The sequence below is a fragment of the Agromyces agglutinans genome (assembly GCF_009647605.1).
GTDB lineage: Bacteria > Actinomycetota > Actinomycetes > Actinomycetales > Microbacteriaceae > Agromyces > Agromyces agglutinans.
Genome location: NZ_WJIF01000003.1, coordinates 462,744 through 480,919 on the forward strand (window position 1 = coordinate 462,744; position 18,176 = coordinate 480,919).

16 protein-coding genes are annotated in these 18,176 nt (G+C 73.0%); 2 read left to right on the forward strand and 14 right to left on the reverse strand.

Annotated elements, in window-relative coordinates; genetic code table 11:
• Window positions 1–35 precede the first annotated feature (35 nt).
• The 11 genes from GE115_RS08385 to GE115_RS08435 form a co-directional block, all read right to left on the reverse strand.
• Window positions 36–800: a GntR family transcriptional regulator gene (locus GE115_RS08385; protein WP_153684293.1), complete on the reverse strand. Its 765-nt coding sequence runs from the start codon at window positions 798–800 to the stop codon at window positions 36–38.
• 84 nt (window positions 801–884) lie between these two features.
• Entirely contained in the window at window positions 885–3,725 is a 2,841-nt protein-coding gene (locus GE115_RS08390; RefSeq protein WP_153684294.1) for a glycoside hydrolase family 38 N-terminal domain-containing protein, read from the reverse strand.
• Window positions 3,726–3,802: 77 nt separating this feature from the next.
• Window positions 3,803–5,059, reverse strand: a complete 1,257-nt coding sequence (locus GE115_RS08395; RefSeq protein ID WP_153684295.1) for a CehA/McbA family metallohydrolase — start codon at window positions 5,057–5,059, stop codon at window positions 3,803–3,805.
• Window positions 5,060–5,062: 3 nt separating this feature from the next.
• The gene (locus tag GE115_RS08400; protein WP_153684296.1) at window positions 5,063–6,136 is read right to left on the reverse strand and encodes an ABC transporter ATP-binding protein; all 1,074 of its coding nucleotides are present in this window, start codon (window positions 6,134–6,136) and stop codon (window positions 5,063–5,065) included.
• A complete protein-coding gene (locus GE115_RS08405) occupies window positions 6,136–7,008 on the reverse strand; it encodes a carbohydrate ABC transporter permease (protein WP_153684297.1) in 873 nt (290 codons plus the stop codon). The genes GE115_RS08400 and GE115_RS08405 overlap by 1 nt, the downstream gene beginning before the upstream one ends.
• Window positions 7,005–7,940 (reverse strand): carbohydrate ABC transporter permease, encoded by a 936-nt coding sequence (locus tag GE115_RS08410; RefSeq protein WP_153684298.1) that lies wholly within the window; start codon window positions 7,938–7,940, stop codon window positions 7,005–7,007. The genes GE115_RS08405 and GE115_RS08410 overlap by 4 nt, the downstream gene beginning before the upstream one ends.
• The gene (locus tag GE115_RS08415; protein WP_153684299.1) at window positions 7,940–9,349 is read right to left on the reverse strand and encodes an extracellular solute-binding protein; all 1,410 of its coding nucleotides are present in this window, start codon (window positions 9,347–9,349) and stop codon (window positions 7,940–7,942) included. The genes GE115_RS08410 and GE115_RS08415 overlap by 1 nt, the downstream gene beginning before the upstream one ends.
• Window positions 9,350–9,405: 56 nt before the next feature.
• A complete protein-coding gene (locus tag GE115_RS08420) occupies window positions 9,406–10,554 on the reverse strand; it encodes a Gfo/Idh/MocA family protein (RefSeq protein ID WP_172979782.1) in 1,149 nt (382 codons plus the stop codon).
• Window positions 10,551–11,459 (reverse strand): TIM barrel protein, encoded by a 909-nt coding sequence (locus tag GE115_RS08425; RefSeq protein WP_312855026.1) that lies wholly within the window; start codon window positions 11,457–11,459, stop codon window positions 10,551–10,553. The genes GE115_RS08420 and GE115_RS08425 overlap by 4 nt, the downstream gene beginning before the upstream one ends.
• Window positions 11,460–11,641: 182 nt before the next feature.
• Complete coding sequence (locus tag GE115_RS08430) at window positions 11,642–12,298, reverse strand: asparagine synthase (RefSeq protein WP_153684301.1); 657 nt, start codon at window positions 12,296–12,298, stop codon at window positions 11,642–11,644.
• A gap of 98 nt (window positions 12,299–12,396) precedes the next feature.
• The gene (locus tag GE115_RS08435) at window positions 12,397–12,615 is read right to left on the reverse strand and encodes a hypothetical protein (RefSeq protein ID WP_153684302.1); all 219 of its coding nucleotides are present in this window, start codon (window positions 12,613–12,615) and stop codon (window positions 12,397–12,399) included.
• 44 nt (window positions 12,616–12,659) lie between these two features.
• On the opposite strand from GE115_RS08435, the gene GE115_RS08440 reads away from it, so the two are divergent.
• Window positions 12,660–13,121, forward strand: a complete 462-nt coding sequence (locus tag GE115_RS08440) for a MarR family winged helix-turn-helix transcriptional regulator (RefSeq protein WP_153684303.1) — start codon at window positions 12,660–12,662, stop codon at window positions 13,119–13,121.
• A gap of 130 nt (window positions 13,122–13,251) precedes the next feature.
• Here GE115_RS08440 and GE115_RS08445 read toward each other — a convergent pair whose 3' ends face one another.
• Window positions 13,252–14,169: an NAD(P)-dependent oxidoreductase gene (locus GE115_RS08445; protein WP_153684304.1), complete on the reverse strand. Its 918-nt coding sequence runs from the start codon at window positions 14,167–14,169 to the stop codon at window positions 13,252–13,254.
• A gap of 265 nt (window positions 14,170–14,434) precedes the next feature.
• A complete protein-coding gene (locus GE115_RS08450; protein WP_216648792.1) occupies window positions 14,435–16,072 on the reverse strand; it encodes an FAD-dependent monooxygenase in 1,638 nt (545 codons plus the stop codon).
• Between the two features lie 56 nt (window positions 16,073–16,128).
• Here GE115_RS08450 and GE115_RS08455 point away from each other — a divergent pair, with 56 nt between their 5' ends.
• The gene (locus GE115_RS08455) at window positions 16,129–17,181 is read left to right on the forward strand and encodes a cation diffusion facilitator family transporter (protein WP_153684305.1); all 1,053 of its coding nucleotides are present in this window, start codon (window positions 16,129–16,131) and stop codon (window positions 17,179–17,181) included.
• Here GE115_RS08455 and GE115_RS08460 read toward each other — a convergent pair.
• Window positions 17,171–18,037 (reverse strand): DNA/RNA non-specific endonuclease, encoded by an 867-nt coding sequence (locus GE115_RS08460; protein WP_153684306.1) that lies wholly within the window; start codon window positions 18,035–18,037, stop codon window positions 17,171–17,173. The genes GE115_RS08455 and GE115_RS08460 overlap by 11 nt on opposite strands.
• Window positions 18,038–18,176: the final 139 nt, after the last annotated feature.

Below are 18,176 nucleotides of genomic sequence, written 5' to 3' on the forward strand. Positions count from 1 at the left end.
CCCCGGGCGCGCCGCGCGCGGAGGCATCCGCCCGTTCATCGATCGACGAGGGTGACCTCGAAGGAGTAGCGGTCGGGCCGGTAGCAGTGCTGGCCGAACTCGACCGCGACCCCGGAGTTGTCGAACGCCGTGCGCGACATCGTGAGCACGGGGGCGCTGCGGGGCAGGTCGAGCAGCCCGGCCTCCTTGGTCGTCGCGGCGCGCGCGCCGATCCGCTGCTTCGCGACGCGCATCGTCACGCCGCGCGCCCGCAGCAGCTGGTAGAGCCCGTGCCGCTCGAGGTCGGCGCGGTCGAGGTCGACGAACGCCTCGGGCAGCACGTTGTCGAGGATCGCGAGCGGCACGCCGTCGGCGCTGCGCAGGCGCGAGATGTGCAGCACCGGGCTGCCGCGCTCCACGCCGAGCCCCTCGGCGACGTGCTCGTCGGCCACGACCTGCTCGATCGAGAGCACCGAGGTCTCGGGCTTCTGGCCCGAGCGTTCGAGATCCTCGAAGAGGCTCGTCAGCTCGACGTTGCGCGTCACCTTGCCGTGCACGACCTGCGTGCCGATGCCGCGGCGGCGCACCAGGAGGCCCTGGTCGACGAGATCCTGGATGGCCCGCCGGATCGTCGGCCGCGACAGCCCGAGGCGCGCGGCGAGCGCCACCTCGTTCTCGAGCCGGGCGCCCGCCGGCAGCGTCTGGTCGCGGATCGCGCGCTCGAGGCGACTCGCGACCTGGTAGTAGAGGGGCACGGGCCCGCCTCGATCGAGGTCGAGGAACAGCTCGACCGGGAGCCGTTGCTCGGGAAGCTGGGGCATGGGGCCTCTCCAGGTTGTTCGAATGATCTGACAGTACGCCGCGCCGAGTACCGGCGAGGCCACCCCGATCGAGGGGCATCCGGGTCAGTCCCGGTCGACGACCGCCGACCGCGGCGACCGCCGACGGAACGTCTCGATGCGCGCAGCGCCGATCTCGAAGGCCTCGAGATCGACGTTCCGCTCGAGCACGTCGCCGGCGAGGTCGGTGCGATCCCAGGCTCCGGATGCCACGGCCCCGAGCCGTTGCGGCCGGTCGCGGTAGTTCACGAACCGCGCCTCCCAGTCGGTGCCCTCGCCGGAAGCCGCGGCGACCTCGCGCAGGGACTCCAGCACGACGTCGCCCGGCACCTCGATCGCGGGAACGGCCGGCAGGCTCGCGCCCTCTGCGGTGCCGCCCGCACCCGCGACCCCGCCCACGACGGCGGGGCCGCCGCGGGTGCCGCGCGCGACCTCGGGCTCGACGCGCACGAGCTCGGCCCAGCGCGCCGCCCCCGACTCGGCCCATCCGGCCGACGAGGGCAGCACTGCGAACTCGGTACGGACGCGGGTGCCCAGGTACTGCGCGCCCGGCACCGGGAACTCGGCGCCCGCCGGCTCGTCGCGGAGGGGGTGGATGTTGACGCTCATCATGCCCACGGCGCGCACGAGCGTGAGGGCGATCGCGTCGGAGCCCGACACCGGGTCGCCGACGATCTCGTACTCGGAATGCTTGGTGACGATGAGGCTCGCGCGGCCGGCGTGCACGAACCGCGCGACGGGGTAGGTCGGCAGCGGGTGCTCGCCCCACCCGCCCTCGCCGGTGCGACCGCGCTCGGTGACCGCGTACTGGCCGGCAGCCGACGAGCCGGGCAGGTCGGCGACCGCGGTCGGCACGAGCACGCGCAGCCGGTGGTCGGCCGCCGGGTTCACGAAGTCGACCGCGACGCGCACGATCGGCTCGCCCTCGCGCAGCTCGAGCACCGTGTCGACGACGAGCGGCACGGTCGCGTCGCTGCGGCGGTCGCGGTCGATCGCATCGACGGCGGCCGGGATCGCGTAGGTGCGTCGCACGAGCAGTCGGCCGCGGATCGGCCCGGCCTCGAGCACCTCGACCTCGACCGATGCCGGCGTCGTGACCGCGTCGCCGCCCGAATCGCCCGCTTCGCCCGCTTCGCCGCCTGCGAGCGGGCCGAAGTTGTAGGAGTCGCCGCGGTCGCCCTCGTCGACGAGTCGGAGCGCATCGTCGAGCACCGTGCCGTCGGCGGCCTCGATGCGAACCGAACCCGACTCGAGCACCTCGACCGCGACCTGCGCATTCGCGAGCGTGCGGTCGCCGACGACGACCGGGTCCCCGGCCGACGCGGCGGTGGCCGGATCGAGCTCGGCGACCCCGATGCCCCCGACCTCGACCCCGACGACCGCGACAGTGCGCGGATCGGCGAGGATCTCGACCCGCCAGCGGCCCGATCCGTCGGGGTCGGCCGCGATGCGGGCCTCGAGCGCCTCCACGAATGCGGCGAGGTCGAACTCGCCGACGGGCGCCTCGGCGACCCGGAAGCGGATGCCGTCGTCGGTGAAGGTCCAGTCGTTGATGAGCTGGCCGAAGAGCTCGCGACCGTGGATGCGGGCGAGCAGCTTCCGCAGCTCGACGCTCGTCATCGTCTCGTCGCCGAGCACCTCGGGCAGCGACCGCAGCAGTTGCACGCCCTCGCCCAGCCGCGCCGGGTCGGGGGCGTGGAGCCGGATTTCGACGTGGGCGCGGCGCGCGAAGCCGGTCGGGTTCGCGACGACGTGACGGTCGGGGTCCACCGAGGCCGCCAGGCGCTCCATCGTGCGGAGCACCACGCCCCGCGCCACGTTCGCGGCCGTGGCGAGCCGCGACTCGACCTCGTTCGCGGTCGCATCGACCCCGCAGCCCGTGACCGAGTCGTGCGCGGTCGACTCCACGAGCCGGTACCACGCCGTGTCGAAGAACGCGCGGTGGTCGTCGGCGCCGAACGCGGCGTCGAGGCGCTCGGCCGTCGAGAGGCGGCGCTCGGCGTCGGCCATCGCCTGCTTCAGGTTCGTGCGGATCGAGAAGACGCCCGGGAGGAGGTTGCCCCGCGCGTGCGAGCGCAGCTCGCCCGCCACCGAGGGAATCCCCGCGAGCGCGTCGTCGTCGCCCGAGGCCCACTCGGGCGCGGCGCGACGCACGTAGCCCTCGGCCGTGTCGACCGTGAGCGCGGTCTCGATGCCCGCCGCCTCCGCCGCCGCGACGACCTGCATGAGGTCGGCCGGAGGCGCGCTGTGGTCGGTGCCCAGCATGCCGAGGATGGGGTCGGCGCCGTACCAGGAGGCGATCGAGCGGCCGTACTCGGCCACGAGCGCCTCGAGCTGGCCCGGCAGGGCGAACAGGTCGAGCGCGTTGCCGTAGCCGTCGAGCAGGTACTCGGTGCGCACGACCGACCCGTCGGGCGCCGACCACGCGAACGCGTGCCGGTCGACCCGCGCGGGCACGCCCCGCCAGAGCATCGCGTCGCGGATGCCGAAGCCGCGCAGCACCTGGGGCATCTGCGCCGCGTGGCCGAACATGTCGGGCAGGTAGCCGATGCGCATCTCGGGGCCGATGCGCCGGCTCGCGCGAAGTCCGAGCTCGAGGTTGCGCACGATCGTCTCGCCGTCGCACAGGAACTCGTCGAGCAGGATCAGGAACGGCCCGATCGCGAGTTGCCCGCGCTCGACCGCCGCGGCGACCCGCTGCCGCTGCTCGGGCCGGATCTCGAGGTAGTCGTCGACCGCGGCGGCCTGCCCGTCGAGCGTGAACCGGTACCCCGGATTCTGCTCGAGCGTGTCGAGGAGGCGGTCGACCATGTGCACGAGCCGCAGCCGGAAGACGTCGTGCGGCTCGTACCACTCGCGGTCCCAGTGGGTGTGCGGCACGATGACGAGTTCATCGGGTGACGACATGGGTGCGGGACTCCTTCGGTCGGACTGGTGGTGGGTCGGCACTGCTGCCGGGACGGTGGACGACCCGGCGGTCGGGTTCAGGCGCACAGCGCCAGGATTCGGCGGTCGGCGAGCACGAGGTGGAACGGGCCGTCGGCGCGGTCCGCCGCGAACGCCTCGTGGCCGGAGCGGACCGATCGGCGCCGGCCGGCGCCGTCGACGAGCACGAGCCCCTCCGCGTCGACCGCGAGCACCTCGTCGCCCAGGCGCACGAGCGCCGGCGCCCGCATGAGTTCGGGCACGAGCACCGAGCCCTCGAGGCGCGCGCTGCCGGTGACGGCCGTGCGCCCGGCGCGCACGCCCTCGAGGATCGCCTCGGCCGAGGCATCCTCCGCCGCGACCCACGTCGTCGGCGTGCCCGGGCGCTGCGGCTCCTCGGGCAGGTGCACGTCGCTGCCGCCGAGCAGGGTCGCGCCCTCGGGCCAGGTGCGGAACCACGCGAACGGCGCGGTCGAGATGAGCTCGCGGTACCACGTCGAGTGCCACAGCTCCACGGCGGCGGGCCGGCGCTCGAGCCGGTGCACCCACGAGCAGTCGCCCGAGATCGGGTGGTTGATGCTGAGCACGCCGCCCCGGCGCTCGACCTCGTCGACCCAGTCCTGCGCCGGCCCGCGGAAGTCGATCCAGCCGATGTCGCCGAACGCGTTCGCGTGCCCGAGGTGGGTCGTCACCTCCTGCCCGGGCAGCAACGTGATGCCGTGCCGGGAGCCCTCGGCCGCCAGGTGGGCGTGGTGGCTCACCGTGTTGTGGTCGGTGACGGCCATGAAGTCCAGGCCGGATGCCACGCCCAGCGCCGCGAGCCCGCCGATCGGCAGGCGCCCATCGGAGTGGATGGTGTGCCCGTGGAAGTCGCCCGCGAACCAGGTCAGCCCCGGCTCGGCGGGCAGGCCGCGATCGCTCCCCCGCACCGTGCGGCTCGCGGGCGGAGCGTCCGGCACCGGCGGCACCGGGCGACTCGCCGGCATCGTGATCTCCACCTCGACGTCGACGCCCTGCGCCGGCACGCGGTGCAGTCCGAGCACGACGTTCCACTCCCCCGCCTCGGGTGCGCCGGGGAGATAGCCGGGGGTCGCGGCATCCGCGTGGATCAGGTACTCGGTGCGGGCGCCGCCCGACCAGCCGCGCCAGCCGGCGGCGCCCTCGCAGCCGAGGTCGATGCCCGCCTCGGCCGGATCGAAGCGGATGACGACCTCGAGCGAGTCGGTGCCGGCGGGCACCTCGAAGGGCACCGGCAGGTAGCGCCGCTCGTTCTGCAGGTCGACCGTCACGTGCACGCGGCGCCGGATGAGCGCCACCGGTCAGCCGATCCGTTCGGTCGTCTCGGCGTCGAAGAGCAGGGTCTTCGACAGCTGCGGGACGATCCAGCCGCGGTCGCCGGGGGCCGGCTCCTGGTCCTCCGGCACGGCGACCTGCAGCTTGCGATCGCCGGCGTTGACGACGATGAGCACGCTCGCGCCGAGGTTCTCGACGACGCTCACCTCGGCCGGGATCGCGCCCGCCTCCTCGGCGGTGACCCAGCGCACGTACTCGGGGCGGATGCCCCAGACCACGTCCTGCCCCTCGCGCACGAGCTGCTCCGTGCCGGGCGGCAGCGACACCGTCGCGTCGCCGACGGCGAGCCGCGACTCACGCACCTGCGCGGGCAGCAGGTTCATCGGGTTCGAGCCGATGAACCCCGCGACGAACGTGTTGTTCGGGCGTTGGAACACCTCGCGCGGCGTGCCGATCTGCTGGAGCTTGCCCGCCCGCATGACCGCGATCCGGTCGGCGAGCGCGAGCGCCTCGGCCTGGTCGTGCGTCACGAACACGGTCGTGACGCCGAGATCGCGCTGGAGTTCCTTCAGGAACGTGCGCGCCTCGAGGCGGAGCCGCGCGTCGAGGTTCGACAGCGGCTCGTCGAGCAGGAGCACATCGGGGCGGGTCGCGACGGCGCGCGCGAGGGCGACGCGCTGCTGCTGCCCGCCCGAGAGCTGGCCGGGGCGACGCTCGATCAGGCCCTGCAGCGAGAGCCCGTCGGCGACCTTCGCCGCCGTGCCGCGGCGCTCGTCGCGCTTCACGCGCTTGATGCGCAGCGGGTACGCGATGTTGTCGCCCACGTCCATGTGCGGGAACAGCGCGTAGTCCTGGAAGACCATCGCGACGCCCCTGACGCCGGGCTCGGCGTTCGTCACGTCGCGGTCGCCGATGACGAGCGAGCCCGACGTGATCGCCTCGAGGCCGGCGATGGAGCGCAGCAGGGTGGTCTTGCCGCAGCCCGACGGGCCGAGGAGCGCGAAGAACTCGCCGTCGCGGATCTCGACGTCGACCTCGTCGACGCCGCGGACCCCGCCGGGGTACTCCTTCACGAGCTGGGTGGCGGTGATGCCTGCCATCAGGACTTGATACCTCCATGGAAGCGGAACCCGTAGCGACGGTTCACGACGAAGTAGATGATGAGCACCGGCGCGGAGAACAGCAGTGCGAAGGTGGAGATGAGCCGGAGGTCGGCCTGGCCGCTCTCCGTGTAGAACGTGTACATGAGCACCGCCGCCGGCTGGAGGTCGGGGCTGCGCAGCAGGATGAACGGGACCAGGAAGTTGCCCCACACCTGCACGATCGTCCAGATCGAGATGAACGCGAGACCCGGCCGGGCGATCGGCGCGACCACGTCGCGGAGGATCCGGAACGGACCGGCGCCGTACAGCCGGGCCGACTCCTCGTAGGACTTCGGGATGGAGTCCATGAAGTCCTTGAGGATGAAGATCACCGTCGGCAGGATGCCGCCCGCGAGCACCAGCAGCACGCCCACGTAGTTGTTGATGAGACCGAGCTGGGTGATGATCTGGAACGTCGGCACCATTGCCGCGGTGCCCGTCACGATCGACGAGAGCAGCAGCAGCGCGTACAGGATGCCGTCGCGCCCGGGGATGCGGATGCGGCTCATCGCGTAGGCCGCCAGCGCGCCGAGCCCGACGACGATGACCATCGTCCCGACGCCGAGGATCAGCGAGTTGCCGATCGAGCGCAGGGCGTACGGGTTCTCGGCGAGGCGGGCGAAGTTGTCGAGCGTCCAGTCGGGCCACTCGAGCGACAGCGTCGGCGTCGCGTCGAAGGGCGCCAGCACGAGCCACACCATGGGCAGCGCGAACAGCACGCCCACGAGCGTCATGAGCACGGCGAACAGCACGCGCGCGACGTACTGGCGCACGGTGCGATTGCGGGCGACGGATGTCACGGGCCCGGTCTTGGCCGGCGTCGCGGTCATCGCTTCCTCCTTCCCTGCGCCACGCGCACGTAGCCGAGCGCGATGACGAGGTTGATCAGCAGCATGATGAGCGAGATCGCCGCGCCGAGGCCGAGCTGGCCGCCGGGGATCGCCGTCTCGTAGATGTACACCGAGAGGATCTCCGTCTTCCCGTTCGGGCCGCCCGCGGTCACGAGGTACGGCGTGAACGTGTTGAAGGTCCACAGGGTGATCAGCAGGGTGTTGGTCAGGATGTGCCCCTTGATGTTGGGCACGATCACGTCGCGCAGCTGCTGCCACCCCGACGCGCCCACCATCTTGGCGCTCTCGATCTGCGAGGGCGGCACGGCGCTCAGCGCCGACGAGAAGAGCTGCATCGAGAAGGCGGTCCCGACCCAGATGTTGAAGAGGATGATCGCCTCCATCGGGTGGTCGATCAGCCACGCGGCACCCTCGGTGCCGAGCAGGGCGTTGACGGTGCCGGTGCGCCGGTCGAGCAGCGCGAGCCAGAGGAACGACGCGACGGAAGCCGGGATGACCCAGGCCGCGAGCACGAGCCCCTCGATCAGCGCCTTCACCCAGCCGGTGATGTTGCGGACGCTCCACGCGAGCCCGAAGCCGATCAGGGTCTGTCCGACGATGCCGGAGGCGACCACGAAGATGAGCGTCAGCCACAGCGAGTTCCAGAACGCCGGGTCGGTGAGCGCCTCGGTGTAGTTCTCGAGGCCGACGAACTCCGGCGACGCGGCCTGCAGGCCGGTCAGCCGGTAGTCGGTCATGCCGAGCCAGACGGTCCAGACCGCCGGGAAGAGCAGGAAGATCCCGATGATGATGAGGGCGGGGGCGACGAAGAGTCCGGCCCGGGCCTTGCCCAGGCCGGCCACGTCGTCGGCCCGCCGTCGGCGGGGCGCGGTCACGCGCCCCGCCGGCGGTGTGACGGTACTGCTGGTCATCAGTTGCCCGCGACCGCGTCTTCCCCGACGATGTCGGTGACCGCGTCGACGTAGGCCGACATCGCGTCGTCCACGCTCGAGCCGGAGACCACGTCGAGCGTCGCCTGCTGGAGCGCCGTCGACACCTGCGGGTACGCCGCGAGCGGCGGACGGTAGGCGGTGACGGGCAGCACCTCTTCGCTGACGAAGGTCAGCATCGGGTCCTCGGAGAGGATCGCGTCGTTGACGTCGGTGCGCGGCGTGATCGAGATGGTCGTCGCGTTGCGCTCCTCGTAGGCCTCGGCCGAGTTCATGAACGCGAGCAGCTCCCAGGCGAGCTCGGGGTGCTCGCTGTTGGGGTTGAGCACGCGGCCGGTGCCGCCCGACATCGAGACGAAGTCCTGGCCCTCGATGCCCGAGCCGGGCTCCATGGCGGGGATCTTCGCGTAGCCGACGACGGTGTCGCGGTCGGCCATCGGCGCGGTGCCGACGCCCTCGGCGGGGTTGATGACGCTCCGCCAGAAGTAGTCGCCCTCGAGCAGGATGCCGATCTGGTTCTGCGCGAACAGCTGGAACGAGGTGTCGCGGCCGGCGGCCTCCTGCTGGAGCACCGCGTCGCCCAGGCCCTCGTCGATGTAGATCGTCTTGTAGAGGTCGAGCGCGTCGCGCAGGCCGTCGGAGTCGCCGAGCCACTCGCCGTCCTCGTAGACCTGCTCGCCCGTGCCGACGATCAGGGGCAGGAGGCCCTGCATGGTCGTCGCCTCGCCCATCGCGGTGCCCGCGTTGAGCTGGATCGGCGTGACGCCCTCGACCTGCTTGAGGTCGCGAGCGGCGTCGAGCACGTCGTCCCAGCTCTCGGGCTGCCAGTCGGCCGGCAGGCCGGCCTGCTCGAACAGCGTCTTGTTGTAGTAGAGCACGCGCCCGTCGGCCCCCTGCGGCACGCCGTAGCGCTCGTCGTCGAACGAGACCGCGGCCTGCACCGCCTCGGGGATCTGCTCCCAGCCCTCCCAGTCGTCGACGGCGTCGCCGGCGACCTCGGAGAGCGGCTTGATGTAGCCGGCCTCGGCGAACTCGCCGACCCAGATGCCGTCCATGCCGATGATGTCGGCACCCTCGCCGGACTGCAGGTCGAGGGCGATCTTGGTCTTGTAGTTCTCGTCGTCGACGCCCTGGGGCTCGAACTCGACGGTGACGTCGCGCCCTTCCTCCTCCATGGCCGCCTCGAACTGCGGGATCACCCAGTCGGCGATCCAGTCCGCCTCGGCGGCGTTCTTGCCGCCCGTGATGGCGTTCGCGGTGATGGTGAGGGTGACCGGACCGTCCTCGGTCTCCTCCGGCTGGGCCTCGCCGGAGCATCCGGCCAGGACCAGGGCACTCGCGGTCGCGACGGCGAACGCCGCGACGATTCCGCGCCTGCTGTGGTGGATCATCTTCGACCTCTCTCTCGGTGGGGGCCGTCCGCTCGTGCGGACGGGTGGTGCACGGCCTACGCGCGGTCGCCGCGGCCGGAGCCGAGGGAGCCCGCGAGGGCACGGATCATGCGCCGGCCGACGGCGATGTCGTCGGCGGAGGCATCCGCCGACGGGCCCGGCTCCGGCGCGCCGGCGACGAGCGAGGCGAACGCGCGCAGCTCGTTCTCGAACGCTTCCTCCTGCATCCAGCGGGACTCGGCGCTCCGGCTGCCCAGTCGGGCGTCGCCGTCGACGACCGTCAGCACGGTGGGTGCGTTGAGCACGTACGGCACGGCGAAGCGCAGCGAGATGCTGCCCCGCTCGTGGTGGAAGGTCACGGTCTCGCGGTACTCGGGATACGCCGGGATGAAGTGCCAGTCGATCGACCACGGCACGTCGGGGTGGGCCGCCAGCCGCCCGCCGAGCGACACCGATCCCGGGAACCCACCCCACTGGTGGGCGCGGTCGACCTCGCCGATGCCGCCGACGAGGTGACGGAGCAGCCCGATGTCGTGCACGATCGAGCCGAGCACGACGTTCGTGTACAGCTTCGGCAGCGGGTGGCGCGCGTCGCCGATGACCGAGGCGACCGTGGCATCCGTCTGCGCGACCAGGCCCGCGATGACGTCCGCCGGGACGTCGTCGGGAGCGGGGGCCAGGTTCGCGAACGCGAGCTGCGCACCGTCGGCCGGGTGCAGCACCTCGACCGAGACGTGTCGCAGCTCGACGTCGGCGAGCAGGCGCAGCGCCTCGGCGGTCGCCGGGTCGTGCTCCTTCATGTAGCCCACGCGCAGCCAATCGGCGAGGTCGATGCCACGGTCGTCGGCGATCGCCCGGAGGTCGGCGACCTCGTCGAGCGAGAACGCGAGCGGCTTCTCGGCGAGCACGCGGATGCCGGCGCCGATGAGGCGGCCGGCGTCGGGCGCGTGCGAGCCCGACGTGGCGAGGATGGCGCCGTCGACCGCGAGGTCGCCGGCGTCGACGGCCGCGAGGAGTGCGTCGATCGAGGTGAACGCGGCGACACCGGCGCCGGATGCCGCGGCGATGGCCTCGGCTCGGCGCGCCGACAGGTCGACGACCGCGGTGAGCTCGATGCGATCCGCGTTGCGGCGGATGAGCGGCAGGTGCACGCTCTGGCTGATCGCACCGAGGCCGATGACGGCGAGGCGGACGCGATCGCTCACGCGAACCACCGCCGGAGCCGCTCGCGGTTGGCGACCTGGTCGCGGCGCGCGCGGTCGACGGCGTCGGCGTCCTGCAGGATCACGTCCTGCTCGACGACGAGCCAGCCCTCGTAGCCCGAGTCGACGATGGCGTCGACGATGCGGTCGACGTCGAGGTCGCCGTCGCCGAGCGCGACGAACACGCGCTGCTGCCAGACCTCGCGCATCGGGTCGGCGGTTCCGGCGGCACGCCGCAGGATCGAGCGATCGGCATCCTTGAGGTGGATGTGGTTGACCCGGTCGCGCCAGCGCAGGAAGTCGGGCAGCGGGTCGCCGCCGCCGATCAGCAGGTGCCCGGTGTCGAAGGTGAGGTCGACGTCGGTGTCGGCGAGCAGCCGCTCGATCTCACGCGGCGTCTCGACGTAGGTGCTCGCGTGGTGGTGGAAGGTCGGCTCGAGCCCCGCTTCGCGGGTGCGGTCGGCCGCCCGGCGCACGCGCGAAGCGAACCGGGTCCACGCGGCGTCGTCGAGTTCGAGCTCGGGCGCTCCGCCCGGCGTCGCCTTCCGCTCGGCGGAACCGGAGTCGGCGAGCGTGGGCTTCGGCGCCCGCTCGGGATCGGCGTCGGCCGCCGCGCGGAAGATCTCGAGCATGCGGTCGAGGTCGCCCATCGCCCGCTCGAAGTCGTCGTCGCTGCCGGCGAAGGGCAGGTCGACCCATCCGCCCGCGAGCGCGAGGCCGTGCCGGGCGAGGAAACCGGGAAGGGTGTCGCGATCGCCGAACAGGCCGGCGGGCCCGAGATCCACGCCGTCGTAACCGGCCTCGGCGACCCACGCGGCGAGTTGCCCTCCGTCGGGCAACGGCACGAGATCGGGGCGTGAAAGCTCGAAGACGCCATAGCTCACTGGCGCGTTCGCGGTGCGGATCACAGGGGTCCTCTCGACGGTCCAGGCGCAGCTCCGCGCCTGCGCCGACCACGTTACTAGGTTCTGACATATTTACAACTGCACGTCAGGACTTCGCCGAACGTTCACGCGCGCGTTCGGAGGCGCGGTCGACCGCACCCGCGAGTCGATCGACGGGGTGGGCGGAACGGGCGACGCGGCGCGCGTCAGCCCACGAACCCCGCGAACGGATCCTCGAGCTCGGCCCGCCGCTCGTCGGCACGCCGAACCGCGAGATCGAGGTCCTCGGCGAGTTCGCGCATGCGCTGGTCGCGCGCGAGCTCGTACTCGGCGTCGACCTCGATGTCGGGCCATTCGCGGTCGAGGCGCTGCTCGATCACCTCGGCGACCTCGCCCCAGGCGGCGTCGCGGGCGCGGTTCGCGAAGGTGGCGAGGTACTCGGGGTCCTCGCGCAGTTCCCAGAGCCGCTTCGCGATCTCGGCGTAGACCTTCTCGCGGCGGCGGAGGTTGAGCACGTCGGCGCGGTGGTAATCGTGCTGGTGCTGCGACCGCCCGTCGCGGTTGCGGGCGCTCTCGCGCTCCTCGTGCGAGAGCTCGGCGCTCTCGTCGGCCTCCTGCACGAGTTCGTACAGCACCTCGCGCGCCGCTGCCGCCGCGCGCTGGTCATCGTAGGGCTCTTCACCGCGCAGGGCCTGCACGATGAAGCGGTTCTTGAGCGCGAGCCGACCGGCGCCCTCGGCCATCATGAGGCCGTCGTCGACCATCTCCTCGAACGAGGCCTGCGGCGCCTCGGGTAGCGCCGAGCGGTCGAACGGCTTGAACCGGGTGCGCCGGCGGGCGCGCAGCCGCTCGATCCAGCCCATCGACCCACCTCCCTGTCGCACGCCCGATACGCCGACCGGGCGATGATCGCGATTCCGAGCCTACCGAGGGCCGGCGACGAACGCTGGGCGACGAACGCTCAGGGGCAGTGCAGCTGCGTGCGCGGCGCCCCGCGGTCGATCACGTGCTCCGACATCGGCTCACCGCAGAGCGGGCACCCCGGAGCGGCGGGCGCCTGTGCCGGCTCGTCGTAGGGCCCGAGCGGCGGCGGACCGAGCCACGGCAGCAGCCTCGCGTTCAGCCGGTCGATGAAGCCCGCGTAGCCGCGGCGGCCGGGTTGCGGATCGGGGGAGGTCATATCATTAGTGTACTAACTATTCGCGTCCACGGCATACTGGAGGCATGAACGAGCAACCGGCCGCCGAGGCATCCGTCGACGTGCTCGCCCTCGAGAACCAGGTCTGCTTCGCCCTCGCCGTCGCCGCGCGCGGCGTCATCGGCGTCTACCGGCCGATCCTCGAGCCGCTGGGCCTCACCCACCCGCAGTACCTCGTCATGCTGGCGCTCTGGGAGCGCAGCCCCCGCACCGTGCGCGACCTGGGCGACGCGCTGCAACTCGACCCCGCGACCCTCTCGCCGCTGCTGAAGCGACTCGAGGCGCAGGGCTACCTCACGCGCGCACGCAGCCCGCGCGACGAACGCGCGCTCGACGTGACACTGACCGACGCGGGGCGCGCGCTGCGCGAGCAGGCGCTCGCGATCCCGCCGCAGGTCGTCGACCGGCTGGGCATGAGCCTCGACGAACTCGGGTCCCTGCGCGACCGCCTCACCGACGTGATCGCCGCGGTCGGCGCGCGCGGCTGAGCTCCTAGCGCAGCGCCCTCCGGCGCGGCATCCTGAAGGAGATCCGAGGCGACACGCCGCGCGCGACCGGCGCGTCGCACGATTTCTCCTTCACCCTGCGCGATGCGCGCACCCGCACCAGCCGGAGCGCTCACCCCTCGGGGTCGAAGCCCGCGACCGTCCCGTCGGGCGACGGGAACTTCGCGACGAGGCTCGCGTCCTTGCCGCCGTGCCCCTCGGCGATGAGCTGACGGAACTGTTCGAGCGCGATGCCCGACACCGGCATCCGAAGACCGGATGCCTCGGCCGCGGCGAGCGCGAACGAGAGGTCCTTCTCGGCGAGCGCGGTCGCGAAGGTCGCGTCGTAGTTGCGGTTCGCGGGACTCGTCGGCACGACGCCCGGTGCCGGATACCAGGTGCGCAGCGGCCACGAGTCGCCCGACGACACCGACGCGACCTCGAAGAAGCGCTGCGGGTCGAGCCCCAGGGATGCCGCGAGCTGCGCTCCCTCGGCCACGCCGAGCAGCGACGCGAACAGCATGACGTTGTTCGCGAGCTTGGCGGCGATGCCGAGCGCGGGGCCGCCGAGGTCGAAGACGTGCCCGGCCATCGGTTCGACGAGCGGCGTGGCGGCCGCGACGGCGTCGGCCGTGCCGCCGAGCATGAAGGTGAGCGAGCCCGCGATCGCGCCCGGGATGCCGCCCGAGATCGGGGCGTCGACGAACCGGAACCCGCGCGCCGCCGACTCGGCGTGGCACCACCGCGACGTCTCGACATCGACGGTCGACGTGTCGAGCAGCAGCGCTCCGGGCGACGCGGTCGACCAGATCCCCGCGGTCGCATCGTAGACCTGCCGCACGTGCTCGTTGCGCGGCAGCGACGTGAACACCGCCTCGGCGCCGTCGACCGCCTCGGCGATCGACTCGGCCGCGCGCACGCCCTGTGCGGATGCCGCGGCGAGCGCGTCGCGGTCGAGGTCGAAGCCGCGCACGTCGTGCCCCGCCGCGACGAGGTGCGCCGACATGGGTGCGCCCATGTGTCCGAGTCCGATCCACGCGATGGCGGCCATGGCCCCTCCTCGACTCCGGCGTCGTGTGCACTCACGCTACGACGGCGGCGCGATCGGCGCCACCGCCGCCCCGCGTCCCATCGCCGCCCCTCCCCTCCCGCTCCCGCTGACCGCCCCCGGCCTCCCGCCCGCCGTTCATGCCTGCCCCTCCGCCGTTCCCCTCCCGCCTTCCGTCCGCCATTCAGGAACATTTCTGCGGCACGCCGGTGCGCAGCGCGGGACCGCCGCCGTGGCGCCGAGAAGTTCCTGAACCGCCGAGGGCGCGTCAGCCGGCGAGCTGCTCGACGAATGCGAGCGGCACGCCGCGGCGCGCCGGGTCGGCGGATGCCGCGGCCGCGACGAACCCGTCGCGGCGCACCAGGTACACGCGATCGGCGCGCAGCGGGCCCTGCACGTCGGGCGGGAACGAGTGGTGCTCGAGGCCGAGATCGCGGGCGATCCGTTCGACGAGCGCCGCGGATGCCCCGTACCCGTGCACCTGCCACGTCAGGGCCCGCAGGGCGACGTGGTTGTCGCCGGCCCACGGCAGCCGGAGCCCGACGGCCGGGTCGGCGGCGGCACCGCGAGCGCGCCAGCGGCCGCCTGCGCGCCGATCGCCGCGAGCGCGCCGTGCGTCGTGCGCGGCCGGGTCGGCGGCGGCCGGCGACATCCGATAGCGGATGCGCGTCTGCGAGACGTACCCGAACAGGCGCTGGGGCCCGACCAGCCGCGGGAGGAAGCGGATGGCGAACGGGCCGACGACCGGCACCACGCGCCCGCGCACGAACCGTGCCCGCGGCGTCTCCGAGGTGATCGCCGCGAACAGGCGGTCGGTCGTCTCGACGAGCGTGCGGGCGACCGGGCGGCGCTCGGCCTCGTACCGGTCGAGGCGCGCGTCGGGCATCCCTCCGAGGATGACGTCGGCGAACGCGCACGCGAGGCCGTGCGCCTCTTGCAGGCCGGTGTTCATGCCCTGTCCGCCGACGGGCGAGTGGATGTGCGCGGCGTCGCCGGCAAGGAAGCACGGTCCGACGCGGAACCGCTCGGCGAGCCGGTGGTGCAGCCGGTACGTCGCGAACCAGGTGCGTTCGCGGTACTCGACGCCGAACGTGTCGCGGAGCCGGTCGCGCGCGAGCTCCTCGGGCAGCGAGCCGTCGGGCGCGAGGTCGCGGTCGCGCACGACGCCGAGCAGCCGCTCGCGGCCGCCCGGCCCCATCGGGAAGCCGAGCAGCACGTCGTCTTCGGAGACCCGGACGTTGATCGCGTCGTCGACGAGCCCGGTCGTGTCGACCGCGTCGGCGACGAAGAAGGTGTGGGCGTTCGTGACGCCGCCGAACGGCACCCCGAGGGCGGAGCGCACGGCCGAGTGCGCTCCGTCGGCGCCGACGCAGTACCGGGCGCGCACGACCATGTCGCCGTCGGGCCCGGCGAGCGTCGCCAGCACGCCCGTCGCCGCCGCGGCGTCGGCGGCATCCGGTTCGCCCGTGCGACCGCCCTCGTGCCCGAGTCGCAGCTCGGTCAGGCGGTGCCGCCAGAACGGCGCGCGCTCGGCGGCGGCGAGCGCGTCGGCGAGGATGCGCTCGTTGCGGCTCTGCTCGAGCACGAAGACGCCGTTGAAGACGCTCACGTCGGCGCCCGCACGGCGCAGGTCGAACCGGCCGAACGGGCGGTCGCGGAAGCCCGGCACCAGCGCGTCGGCCCGGCTGCCCTGCACGAGCACCGGGTCGAGGAGACCGAGTTGGTCGAAGATCTCGAGCGACCGCGCCTGCACGACGAGCGCTCGCGACTCGCGCGTCGGGCCGTCCTTGCCGTCGACCACGACCGCACGCACGCCGAGGCGAGCGAGCGTCACCGCGAGCATCAGGCCCGTCGGGCCGGCGCCCACGACGAGCACGTCGGTGTCGATCTCCCCGCCTGCGACCACGCCTCCACTGTCGCACGGATGTCCGCGCCCTGACAGACTCGATCGGGGGTGCGCGCATGACGACCGACGAGACGACCCGGCCCGCGAGCGGGGAGAGCCTCACGACCGTGCTGGTCGCCCTCATCGCGAACGGGCTGATCGCGATCGCGAAGTCCATCGCCGCGGCGATCACCGGGTCGGCGTCGATGCTCGCCGAGGCTGCGCACTCGTGGGCCGACACCGGCAACGAGGTGCTGCTCGTCATCGCCGAGCGCCGGTCGGGCAGGCCGGCCGACGGGCGGCATCCGTTCGGGTACGGCAAGGATGCCTACATCTGGTCGATGTTCGCGGCCTTCGGGCTGTTCACGGTCGGCGCCGTGGTGTCGATCCAGCACGGCGTGCAGGAGCTCATCGACCCCGATCCGGCCGGCGACTTCGTCGTCGCCTACGTCGTACTCGGGCTCGCCTTCGTGCTCGAGGGCGTGTCCTTCGTGCGGGCGCTCCGGCAGGCGCGCGCCGACGCGCACCGCCGCCACGTGCAGACCCTCGACCACGTGCTGGAGAGCTCGAACCCGACGCTGCGGGCGGTGTTCGCCGAGGATGCCGCGGCCCTCATCGGCCTCGTCGTCGCGTTCGGCGGCGTGCTGCTCCACCAGCTCCTCGACTCGCCGGTGCCCGATGCGATCGGCTCGATCCTCGTCGGCGTGCTGCTCGGGGTCGTCGCAGTGGTGCTCATCGCCCGCAACCGCGCGTTCCTGCTCGGCGAGCCCGTCGACGACGGCGTGCGCGCGGCGGCCCTGCGCGAACTGCTCGCGACCCCCGACATCGAACGGGTGACCGCGCTGCACCTCGAGTTCATCGGGCCCGGCCGGGTGCTGCTCATCGCCGCGGTCGACCTCGCGGGCGACCGGCCCGAGGCCGCCGTCGCCGAGACGCTCCGCCGGCTGGAGGAGGCGATCGTGCGACGCGAGCACGTCGGCGCGGCGGTGCTCACCCTCAGCGCTTCCGACGAGGCGTCGCTGCCGCTCGACGGGAGCGACGGCGGCTGGGGGCCGCGGCCGGGAGGAGCCGACGGCCCGGTCGGTGGCCGCGCGGCCACCGACGACGGGCCCGACCGCCTCAGAGCATGACGTCGCCGGGTTCGTCGAGGCGACGCCAGCCCGTCGCGGCCAGCGTCGGCGGGAAGCGGTCGGCGGCCACGTACTCGTCCATGCCAAGGCCGGTGAGCGCGGCGAGGTCGGCGATGGGCACCTGGAAGGTGCGGAACGGTCCGAGCTGGGGCACGCCCGCGACGCCGGGCTCGACCGGGCGGGCGCCGCGTTCGAGCTCGCCCTCGTCGAGCACGGGCGCCTGGTCGAGCACGAAGCCGGCCGCGGCGAGCGCGCCACCGTCGACCGTCGCGCCGTCGTCGGATCGGTCGACGTCGGCCGCGCCGTCGGTGCGCCAAGCGACGACCTTCCAGAATCGCAGCGGCACCCGGATGCCCCGGTAGGCGGGGTCTCCCGGCTCGAGCACGGGTGCCGTGCACACCGAGAGCTTCAGGTCGTTCACCTCGGCGAAGGCGAGCACGTGGTCTTCGAGCCCGAGCCAGAGCTCCTTCGACTGGTTGAAGCCCGAGGCCTGCGGCGCGGCGTTCGGATACCGGAACGTGTCGGCGTTGGCGCGAGTGGCGACCGGTCGCGCGCCCCAGACGGGATCGCGACGCCGCACCAGGTGGCCCCGGTCGAGGTCGTTCGCGGCGTACACCTCGGGCCCGGCCTGCCAATCGGCGGGCACGCGGTCGTCGAGCTGCCAGTCGTCGCCCCGCGCGAGGTCGATGAGGCTCGCGCCGTCGACGTTCACGCCGGTCACGCGCGCAAGGCGTCGCGCGGTGTCGAGCAGCACGGTGAAGTGCACGTAGTCGAGTTCGACGGTCGCGTCGGCCTCGGATTCGGGTACTCGCGGCAGTGCCGCCTCAACTCCCAGGAAGCGCGCGTCGAAGCCCATGCGCCCAGTCGATCATGCGCCCCCGACACGGAGCGGGCGACACGGCGCGGCGGACACGGCGCGCACGATGCGGCGACGACGGCGCTGCACGGGCCGGGTGCGCTGTCAACGGCCTCGACAACGGGGCATCCGCCGCGCA